Raw genomic sequence first — 10,619 nt, forward strand, 5'->3', positions numbered from 1 at the left:
TTCCTCATTTACATGTTACAGGAAGCTCAACTTTACAGGTAAATCATACTCACTTCTTCTGTTTTCTCTGTCCGTTTTTGTGGACTATCAACTAATTCTTTAAAAAGAGCGATAAATTAAAAAAGCTACTCACCTTATTATGTGGCAAGTAGCATTTTCTCTTATTATTTTCTTTTTCTTCAGCTATCAAAAGCTTTTCTTTAGATACTGTAATCTAATTGTCATCAGGAGTTTTCCTGAATCAGAAATCTATTCAGTTTTTCAGTTTAGACTGTCCATTGGTCTAACTCTTATGCAGACTTTTCTACTTTCTATTTTCTGTTACAGTTCTTTTTTTGATCTTCCATTATTTGTGAAAATCAATGGTTCTAATGATTGTTGTTCTTCTGGATGTTCCTGCATTACATCTAGAAGAACTTACTTAATATTCGAGTAGGATCTCCTTCATATGAATTCCTCCTTTTTCTTTTTAGAAGTCCTTCTTGTTTGTACTTATAATATAGATCATATTTTCTATAAGAATAGTCTATAATTTAAAGATTTTTTTCTGTATAATTATATTATTGAGGGTCAAATAAGACAGTATTATGTATCAAACGATTCAACCACATCATTTCTATAATCACTACGAACCAGAACTTCCAAAAAAAGGAGATATTCTTTTATCATATGATGGAAGAAATATTCTTCTAAAAAACGGTATGTCATTCTTTCACTATGAAGATATTTCTCAAGATATACAGTATCGTTATCTATTTAAAATTGATGATACTAACTTTTATCTATGTGATCTCATGTTCATGCATCCAATATCTCTGGATATACAGACAATGCGTTCTTATCAGCCAAAAGAATATGCATTTGCGGCAATCACAGGCTGGCACTTGTATGACTGGTATCGTAATAATGTTTTTTGCGGAAGATGTGCTTCAAAAATGATCGAAGATACAAAAGAACGTGCAATGCGTTGTCCAAATTGTGGCAAGCTTGTTTATCCAAGAATCAATCCCGTAGTCATCGTTGCCATCAAAAACGATCAAGATGAATTACTTGTTACAAAGTATGCACATGCATCATATTCCAAATTTGCACTTGTTGCGGGATTCATTGAAATTGGTGAAACAAGTGAAGAAGCCGCAATTCGTGAAGCAAAAGAAGAAACAGGATTAGATATCACTGATTTAACATTCTACAAAGATCAGCCATGGGGATTCTCCTCTTCTTTGATTTTTACATATGTTGCAAAAGCGCATGGGAATCAAAAGATCACACTAGAAGATCATGAATTAAAGATTGCACAATGGGTAACTCGCAACGATACATATGTAGATCCAAAAGATGATGCAAGTATTACTTCTGAAATGATCCACAAGTATTTAGAAGGAGAATTATAATTTATGGATTTCAATCAAGTTGTTTATCAAATCTATCCGCTTGGTTTCTGTGGAGCACCAAAAGAAAATGATGGTATTTTATCCCATCGCATTTTAAAAGTGATTGACTGGATCCCACATTTCAAAAAAGCAGGAATCACTTCAATCTTATTCAATCCTGCATTTGAAAGTGATCGTCATGGATATGATACAAGAGACTATACAAAAATTGATTGTCGTTTAGGAACGAACGAAGATTTTCAAAAAGTATGTACCGAACTTAACAATAATGGCATTTCAATCATCTTAGATGGTGTATTCAACCATGTCGGAAGAGGTTTTCCATACTTCCAGGATGTCATTGAAAAGAAATGGAATTCCCCATATAAAGACTGGTTTCATATCAATTTCGATGATACAAATCATGAAGATGGCTTCTGGTATGAAGGATGGGAAGGTCATCAGGAACTTGTGAAATTAAACATGTATAATCCTGATGTTAGAAACTATTTGATTCAGTGTGTTGATACATGGATTGAACAGTTTCATATCAGTGGATTACGTTTAGATGTAGCGTATATGGTAGATCGTAATTTCATGCACGAGCTCTGTGATCATGTACGTGCTTCACATCCCGATTTCTTCTTTCTTGGAGAAATGATTGGTGGTGATTATAACGCCATTATGAATGATCATTTGTTAGATTCCGTAACAAACTATGAATGCAGAAAGGGTCTCTACTCTTCATTTAACAGTAAAAACCTGTTTGAAATTGGATATTCATTGAACCGACAGTTTGGTAAAGATCCATGGTGTTTATATACGGGAAAGCATTTATTAAGCTTTGTAGATAACCATGATGTTGATCGTATTGCTTCCATTCTAGAAGGCAAAGAAGACCTTCCACTGATTTATGCATTAATGGAAGCAATGCCTGGCATTCCTTGCATCTATTATGGAAGTGAATGGGGCTGTGAAGGAAAGAAAACAAATAATTCCGACGATGATCTTAGACCATGTTTTGAAAAAGCTGAATGGAATGCATTAACAGATACAATTCAGAAGCTCAATACATTCCATACTTCGATTTCAACATTTACATACGGTGATTATACACAGCTATACATTCAAAATAAACAGATTGTATTTAAACGATGTGATGAAAATGGTCAGCTCATTTTCTGTATGAATATCGACAATGATCCTGCGACTGTTTATTTTGATGCAGGATGTGAAAGTGGTATTGATCTATTCACTGATCATGAAATCAAGTTCACAGGTTCCCTAGATCTTGAAAGAAAATCATTCCAGATCATTTATACAAAATGGTAAGTAAAAAGGCGCTCCAAAATTGGAGCGCCTGTCTATTTCAATAATTTCTTCATATCTTCAGCTTCTTCAAGCTCAATATGAATTGGTGTATTTTTGAATGGCTGCTTTAAATCTAATACTGCACAATGTAAAGCAGGTCTAGAAATCAGATCTGTACTTCCACCATACAGTACATCCCCACACAAAGGATGACCTGCATTTGCCATTCCTGCTCTAATTTGATGTGTTCTACCTGTCTCAATAGAGATTTCCACAAAGGAATATGTATCAAATTCTTTTAAGACTTTATAATGTGTAATACATTTTTGACCATCTTTTGAAATCAGTCTTTGCTTTGTTCCTTCTTGGCGAATCAAAGAGTATACTAGTGTACCCTTCTTTTTTTCTAAGATACCTTCAACAATTGCATGATATACCTTATGCAATTCTTCTTTACTTCTTTGGGCACTCAATCTAGATGCCGCTGGCTGATTTTTTGCATACACCATCAGACCAGATACATCTTTATCCAATCTACCGATTGCACGTACAGTAAAATGACTGCCATAATAGTTCTGCAAAACGGTTCCCATATCATCATCCAGATGCTCATGAGATGGATGACAAACCATTCCTGCAGGTTTATTCACAATTACAAGATCTTCATCTTCGTATAAGATTTCTGGTTTGCCTGTCATGCGAATAACATGTGGAAGATCTTTTTCTGTAAATGTTAAAGTAACAATATCTCCTGTATGAACAATTTCAGTAATTCTGCAATTTTCTCCGTTTAATAGAATTCCGTTTGTAAACTTCAATCTAGAAATTTCTCTTCTACTTAAACCAACACTTTTACTTAAAACAGCCTTTAAAGCAAGGCTGTCTTCTGTTTGTTCAATTGTAACTTCAATTGTCTTATTCATTGGAATCACTTGTAATCTGGCTTCTCAAGTAAGAATCAACAAATCCATCGAGATCACCATCCATAACAGATTGAATATTTCCTACTTCATATCCAGTTCTAAGATCTTTTACCATCGTATAAGGAGCAAATACATAGGAACGAATCTGTGAGCCCCATTCATTTGCTTTTACTTCACCCTTAATAGAAGCCATTCTTTCTTCCTGTTCACGAATCTTCAACTGAAGTAACTTACTTTTCAACTGATTCAAACATGCTTCTCTATTCTGTAATTGAGAACGCTGTGTCTGACAGAATACTGTAATGCCAGTTGGCTTATGTGTCATACGTACTGCAGAGTCTGTTTTATTAATATGCTGACCACCTGCACCGGAAGAACGCATTGTAATCACATCAAGATCTTTTTCATCGATTTCAATATCCATATCATCTTCAAACTGAGGAACGATTTCAACAGATGCGAAAGATGTATGTCTTCTAGCATTTGAGTCAAATGGAGAAATACGAACTAAGCGATGTACTCCATTTTCAGCTTTTAAATATCCATATGCCATTGGTCCTTCAATCTGTACAGAACAAGATTTCAAACCAGCTTCTTCACCTTCCTGATAGTCAAGAAGTGTAATCTTGAATCCTCTACGCTCACAATATCTCATGTACATACGATAGAGCATTCCAGCCCAGTCCATAGCTTCTGTTCCACCAGCACCTGGATGAATTTCAAGAATTGCATTATGGTTATCATATGGTCCAGACAACAATACCTGAATTTCAAATTCTTCAAACTTTTTTGATGCTTCCAGAAATTCTTCTTGTACAAGTTCATTCATATCTTCATCAAATGTTGAACTTAATTCATTCACAGAATCATTTAAATCAGATAAAATCCCTGTCAATTCATCATAACTATCAACAAGCTGCTTCATTTGATTGTTATTTTTGATTAGTTTCTGTGCAGCTTTCTGATCATTCCAGAAATCTGCTTCCTGCATCTTCTGATTATTCTCTTCAATCTGCTTTCTCTTAGAATCAAGATCCAATGAAATACCCATAGATTTCAATTTATTCTGATTCTTAGAAAGAGATTGCTTCATTTCATAAAGTTCCATTAGGCCTCCTTGTTGGCTTCATTTACTGGAACAACGCGTACATTCATACAGAAGGTTACAATTTCCTGAGAAATTGTTGCCATCATATCTTCAAATAACTGATAGCCTTCCTGAACATAAGCCTGTAAAGGATTAGATTGTGCATAACCTCTTAGTCCAATACCATTTCTTAGCTTATCCATTGTATCAATGTGGTTGCTCCATGCACGGTCAATTGTTCTTAAGCTAACTTCTTTTTCAACACTTCTGATCTTATCTTTGACTGGTTCAACTTTCTGTTCATAATATTCCCATGCCTTTTCATATACATAGGAAGAAATATCTTCACGGTTTTTACCAGAAAGTTCTTCAACATTGACAAGATCCTTAAATCCAATTTCATTCAATCCCTTGATCAATGCTTCTGCATCAACATCCTGACTCTTTGTATCAAAATTTGTACAAGCAGAAACTCTATCAGAAATAACTCTCTTAAACATCTGCTGAACAACTTCATGAACATCATCATTTTCAAGGATGAAATCTCTTTGTTCATACATTGTTTCTCTTTGTTGTCTCATGACATCATCATATTGAAGCAATTGTTTACGAGCATCGTAGTTAACACCTTCAACTCTTCTTTGTGCAGATGAAATAGCCTTTGTAATTGTCTTAGATTCTACAGCTTCATCACCTAAAGAAGCAAAGATACCTTCCATTCTTTCAGAACCGAAACGAATCATCAGATCATCTTGAACAGAAACGAAGAATCTGCTCATACCAGGGTCACCTTGTCTACCTGCACGACCTCTTAACTGGTTATCAATACGTCTAGATTCATGTCTTTCAGAACCTAATACACATAATCCTCCAAGTTCTCTAACACCTTCACCAAGCTTAATATCCGTACCACGACCAGCCATGTTTGTTGCAATTGTAACTGCACCCTTCTGACCAGCATGTGAAATAATTTCAGCTTCACGTGCATGGTTCTTTGCATTCAACACGTTGTGAGGAATCTTTCTTTCAGTTAGATATTTAGAAATTAATTCAGAAGTTTCAACTGCAATTGTACCAACAAGAATTGGCTGACCTGTAGCGTGTTTTTCAACAACTTCATCAACAAGAGCTTTAAACTTAGCTTTCTTTGTTCCATAAACAGCATCTGGATAATCAATACGAGCAACTGGACGGTTTGTTGGAATTTCATAAACATACATGTTATAAATTTCAAGGAATTCTTCTTCTTCAGTTTTTGCTGTACCTGTCATACCAGAAAGCTTGTTATATAGACGGAAGAAGTTCTGATAAGTAATTGTAGCTAGTGTTGTTGTTTCCTGTTTGATAGAAATACCTTCTTTAGCTTCTACTGCCTGGTGTAAACCATCAGACCACTGTCTACCCTTCATTAAACGACCAGTGTTTGGATCGACAATAACGATTTCATCATTTTCGTCATCAACGACATAGTCAATATCTCTGATCATAATGAAGTTTGCCTTCAATGCCTGGTTAATATGATGCAATAACTGTGTATGAGAGATGTCATATAAGTTTTCTACTTTAAAGATTCTCTCAGCTTTAGAAACACCAGTTTCAGTTAATGTAACTGTCTTGCTTCTTGCATCAATTTCATAATCTTCTTCTTTATTTAACTTCTTAGCAAAACGATCTGCCTGTAAATAAAGGTTTGCAGTTTGCTTCTGTCCGCCAGAAATAATTAATGGTGTTCTTGATTCATCAATCAAGATAGAGTCGACTTCATCGACCAATGCAAAATTCAAACCTCTAAGAACGCGGTCATTGATGTTTGTAACCATGTTGTCTCTTAAGTAGTCAAATCCAAGTTCAGAGTTTGTTGTATATGTAATATCACATGCATATGCCTGCTTCTTCTGGAATTTTGTCAATTGTCTCAAGTTAACACCAACTGTAAGTCCTAAGAAACGATAAATTTGTCCCATCCAGTTGGCATCACGTTCTGAAAGATATTCATTAACTGTAACAACATGAACTCCTTTTCCTTCAAGTGCATTCAAATATACAGCCATAACAGATGTTAGTGTTTTACCTTCACCTGTTTTCATTTCAGCAATATCGCCACCTTGCATAACAGTAGCACCCATCAGCTGAACAGGATAAGGGAATTCACCAATGACTCTTCTAGCTGCTTCACGTGCTGTAGCAAATGCATCTACATAGATATCATCTAATGTTTCTCCATTGGCAAGTCTTTCTTTGAGTGCAGGTGTCATTGCCTTTAATTCTTCATCGGATTTATTTTTATATTCTTCTTCTTTATCCAATACTGGTTGGATTCTTTTTTCAATTTGTTTAATCTTACGAGCGTCCTCGTTAAAAATCTTTGATAAGAAATTTGCCATAAATACCTCCGTTTTTTACGTATAAAATAGCTAAATAATTATATCGTCAAGTCTTTAAAATAGCAATGTACACTTATATCCATGTTTCATTTGCGCTTACACAATAGATTTCGATATCCTTCACTTGTTGATTCAGACAATGTAAAGCGCCTTTTAATGTTGATCCTGTTGTGATTGTATCATCTACAAGCAAACATTTCTTAGGCAATACTATTCCACTCTTCAATGCTATTTCATGTACCATGTTTCTTCTAAGATATCCTGGAAGTTGTTTTTGAGACTTTGATGATGTTTTCATAAACGGATCTATCATCGGCATATGTAAACAGGAATACATTTCTTCTAGATGATTAAATCCTCTTAGTTTTTGTTTTTCTAAAGCACTTGGCATAAAACAAATTGTGTATCCTTTATATTTTCTTTGTATTTTCTTTTTCACTTCATATAGAAAAACATCTTTTAATGCTTCATCCCCGCACTCTTTAAACTGAATCAAAGCACTTGAAAATGCAGCGTTGTATACATAATCTGCATTTACATTCACACCATCTAAACGAAAATGAATCTTCTTTTTATTCCATTGCCGCCTGCATTCTTGACATATGGGATCTTCTGAAAATAACACATCTTTCCAGTTTCCTTCTTCTATTAATTTTCCACACATCAAACAATACATGATTCATTAGCCTTCCTTATTGATGAAATACATTTTTTTACTACTTCACTCATTTCATTGCACAGGAATAAAACATTCCCTGTTGGATCTTGAAAGTCTCTTCCTGCTCTTCCAGCCATCTGGATCAGACTTGCTTCATCAAATACACCGCTATTGGCATCTAAAACACAAACATCAGTATGCGGAAATGTCACACCTCTTTCTAAAACAGTTGTGGATATCATAATTCCATTTCCTTCAACTCTGAATTTTTCTATCACTTCATCGCGATTTTCAGTTTTTGAAGTGCAAACATATGCAGGCATAAATAAACAAATTAATTTTCCAATCCACAAAGCTTTCTTTATTGTTGAAACAAACACGATTCGTGGATGATTATCATGGCATTTCAGCCAGTAAAGCATAACGAAAATACAAATTAATTCTGGTAATACAAAACTTTTTGGAACAGGCATTGGTTTCCCATGTGGTCGAACATTCAATTCAAGACATAGTAAACTGCCTTCTTCACGTCTTTTGATCAATTCTTTATCTGGTGTAGCTGTTAAGTACACTATATTTCCTCTGCAACTTGTAAGAGCTATAGAATGAAGTAATTCATTGCCATGATACGGAAATGCATCACTTTCATCTAATATTAACAAATCAAAACGTTGATAATAGCGATATAACTGATGTGCTGTACATATAATCAAATCTCCATCCAGCACTTGTGTGTGTCCACCACAAACCGCAACAACTTTAGCATTTTTAAAATATGACTGTAATCTTTCAGCAACTTCCAATACAACTTGCCTTCTAGGAATTGTAAAACACACTTTTTTCTTTTTTGAAAGATATTCAGAAATCACTGGAACCACAATTTCTGTTTTTCCTGCACCACACACAGCTTTTACAAGTACATCTGTTGTTTCAATATTTCTTATAACTTCTGCTGCTATTTTCACCTGTTGTTTTGTTAAAGGATATTTTAAAGTATACTCTTCAGCACTATCTTGAATTTCTAATGCATGCTCTGCTTCTAAATCTTCTTCAATCAAAATTCTTCCAAAAGAGATGCATTTTCGACAATACCAGCCTTTACTCCCCAAATAAAACCATTCTGGATCTTCATTCAAACATCGTTTACATTTCATAACAGCCTCCTACTATTACTATTCACATGTTTTTTATAAGTTCCAAAAAAAAAGAATGATTTTCATCATCCTTTTAAGTCTTCAATTGTTGTGATTTTAATATTAGCGTAACTGCCTTCCACAGCTTTCACTTTAACATCACTATATTTTTCAACTAATGATGCATCATCTGTACCAGTATAGTTTTCTTCCATGGCTTTTTTTGTACAAGATAGAATCAAATCTGTTTTAAATGCCTGTGGTGTTTGTGCGGCCATCAATGTACTGCGATCATATGTTGTTTCTACATATCCATCAATAACTTTTTTGATTGTATCTTTACAAGGAACCATCAATAAACAAGCATCTTCTGTTGTCAATGTATTTTTAATACTGTCTAAAAGATCTTGATTCAAAAATGGTCTTGCTCCATCATGAATCATTACATATGAATTTTTTACTTTAACTAATCCATGATAAACTGATTCTTGACGTGTGCTGCCTCCCTGTACAAGGGTTATTCTTTGATCTATCACACCATTATGCATTTCTAAAAATACATCTGGATCACTTACAACAATAATTTCTTCACAATCTATATCATTTAGAAAAACATTTATTGTTTTATCTATGATCATTTGTCCGTCATTTAATTTTGCATAAACCTTATTATAGCCAAGTTTCATTCTTGTACCACTGCCTGCAGCACAAATCAAAGCACTATATTTCATATTCATCACCCCATTCCATTAAAACATAAAAAAAGTTGCTGACGCAACTGCTTGTCTAACATAGAACAGATTCGACAGTCTGTTCTTTTTTGTTACAATGTTTTTATGATTGATTCTGCTATCCATGCAAAGGATTTCTTTTTAGGAAACTATGATGACTGTGATAAATTGAATTACAATCCTGACAAGCCTCGTCTCAAGGAGATTCTCTGGGACAACCTTGACTGGATCCAGCATCTCTACGACATCGGAAAGCTTCGCGATACTGTCCTGGACAACGTACAGAATACTCTTCTCTGTAAAACTGAATATCTCGGCTATGACATGTTCGAATGCCCTTCCTGTGGCAATTTCAATATCATCTACCATCACTGTCATTCCAGACTCTGCACCTCCTGCGGCACCAAATATCAAAAACAGCTTGCCGTCAAATCTGAATCCATGTGCCTTGATGTCAGGCACAGACATATTGTCTTTACCATTCCTGAACAGTACCGCTTCTTCTTCAGAAAAAACAGAAATGCCCTGGATCTTCTTTTTGTTGCCGCCCGCAATACCATCGTGAAGATCACTAATGAAAACATCTTCAAATCTGAAAAAAGGAAACGCGGCAAAACCGGCAGAGTCAGAAACGACAAGGACAATTACTACCTGTACCGCAATTTCAAAGATTCCAACAGATTCGGTATGATTGCCACTCTCCATACTTTCGGAAGAAGCCTTCAGTGGAATCCTCACATTCACTGTCTTGTTCCTGAACTGATCTACACTCCTTCTACTGATTCCTGCAGGAGATTCAATTATTTCAACTTCACAAGTCTGCGCAAGACCTGGCAGTATGAAATAACAAGACTGCTTTCTCAATTCTACAAAGCAGAATTTGACAGATGTAAAAACAAGGCATACAGAAGCTATGATAAAGGGTTCTACGTCTATGCCAAATCTGACAGATCATCTGAAGATTCTGATACCACCCATACAGAAAACATCAAAGGCTGTGTCAATTACATGATGCGCTA

Annotated in this window: 9 protein-coding genes; 3 read left to right on the forward strand and 6 right to left on the reverse strand. The window is 35.0% G+C overall.

The features are described from left to right. Window positions 1–587: 587 nt before the first annotated feature. Entirely contained in the window at window positions 588–1,394 is an 807-nt protein-coding gene (locus tag ACTND6_RS09765; RefSeq protein WP_441023903.1) for an NAD(+) diphosphatase, read from the forward strand. Between the two features lie 3 nt (window positions 1,395–1,397). After that, window positions 1,398–2,705: an alpha-amylase family glycosyl hydrolase gene (locus ACTND6_RS09770; protein WP_441023904.1), complete on the forward strand. Its 1,308-nt coding sequence runs from the start codon at window positions 1,398–1,400 to the stop codon at window positions 2,703–2,705. Window positions 2,706–2,737: 32 nt separating this feature from the next. Here ACTND6_RS09770 and ACTND6_RS09775 read toward each other — a convergent pair whose 3' ends face one another. The 6 genes from ACTND6_RS09775 to ispD form a co-directional block, all read right to left on the reverse strand. Next, complete coding sequence (locus ACTND6_RS09775; RefSeq protein WP_441023905.1) at window positions 2,738–3,607, reverse strand: RluA family pseudouridine synthase; 870 nt, start codon at window positions 3,605–3,607, stop codon at window positions 2,738–2,740. Further along, window positions 3,600–4,715: a peptide chain release factor 2 gene (gene prfB, locus ACTND6_RS09780; RefSeq protein ID WP_441023906.1), complete on the reverse strand. Its 1,116-nt coding sequence runs from the start codon at window positions 4,713–4,715 to the stop codon at window positions 3,600–3,602. The genes ACTND6_RS09775 and prfB overlap by 8 nt, the downstream gene beginning before the upstream one ends. Further along, window positions 4,715–7,078 (reverse strand): preprotein translocase subunit SecA, encoded by a 2,364-nt coding sequence (gene secA, locus ACTND6_RS09785; RefSeq protein ID WP_441023908.1) that lies wholly within the window; start codon window positions 7,076–7,078, stop codon window positions 4,715–4,717. The genes prfB and secA overlap by 1 nt, the downstream gene beginning before the upstream one ends. A gap of 73 nt (window positions 7,079–7,151) precedes the next feature. Further along, the gene (locus ACTND6_RS09790) at window positions 7,152–7,754 is read right to left on the reverse strand and encodes a ComF family protein (RefSeq protein WP_441023909.1); all 603 of its coding nucleotides are present in this window, start codon (window positions 7,752–7,754) and stop codon (window positions 7,152–7,154) included. Then, a complete protein-coding gene (locus ACTND6_RS09795; RefSeq protein ID WP_441023910.1) occupies window positions 7,742–8,890 on the reverse strand; it encodes a DEAD/DEAH box helicase in 1,149 nt (382 codons plus the stop codon). The genes ACTND6_RS09790 and ACTND6_RS09795 overlap by 13 nt, the downstream gene beginning before the upstream one ends. Window positions 8,891–8,955: 65 nt before the next feature. Further along, the gene (gene ispD / locus ACTND6_RS09800) at window positions 8,956–9,600 is read right to left on the reverse strand and encodes a 2-C-methyl-D-erythritol 4-phosphate cytidylyltransferase (protein WP_441023911.1); all 645 of its coding nucleotides are present in this window, start codon (window positions 9,598–9,600) and stop codon (window positions 8,956–8,958) included. Window positions 9,601–9,705: 105 nt separating this feature from the next. Here ispD and ACTND6_RS09805 point away from each other — a divergent pair. Further along, window positions 9,706–10,619 (forward strand): transposase zinc-binding domain-containing protein (locus tag ACTND6_RS09805; protein ID WP_441023912.1); only part of this gene is annotated, 914 nt, incomplete at its 3' end.

Source organism: Bulleidia sp. HCP3S3_C9 (assembly GCF_052064035.1).
Taxonomy (GTDB): Bacteria; Bacillota_I; Bacilli_A; order Erysipelotrichales; family Erysipelotrichaceae; genus Bulleidia.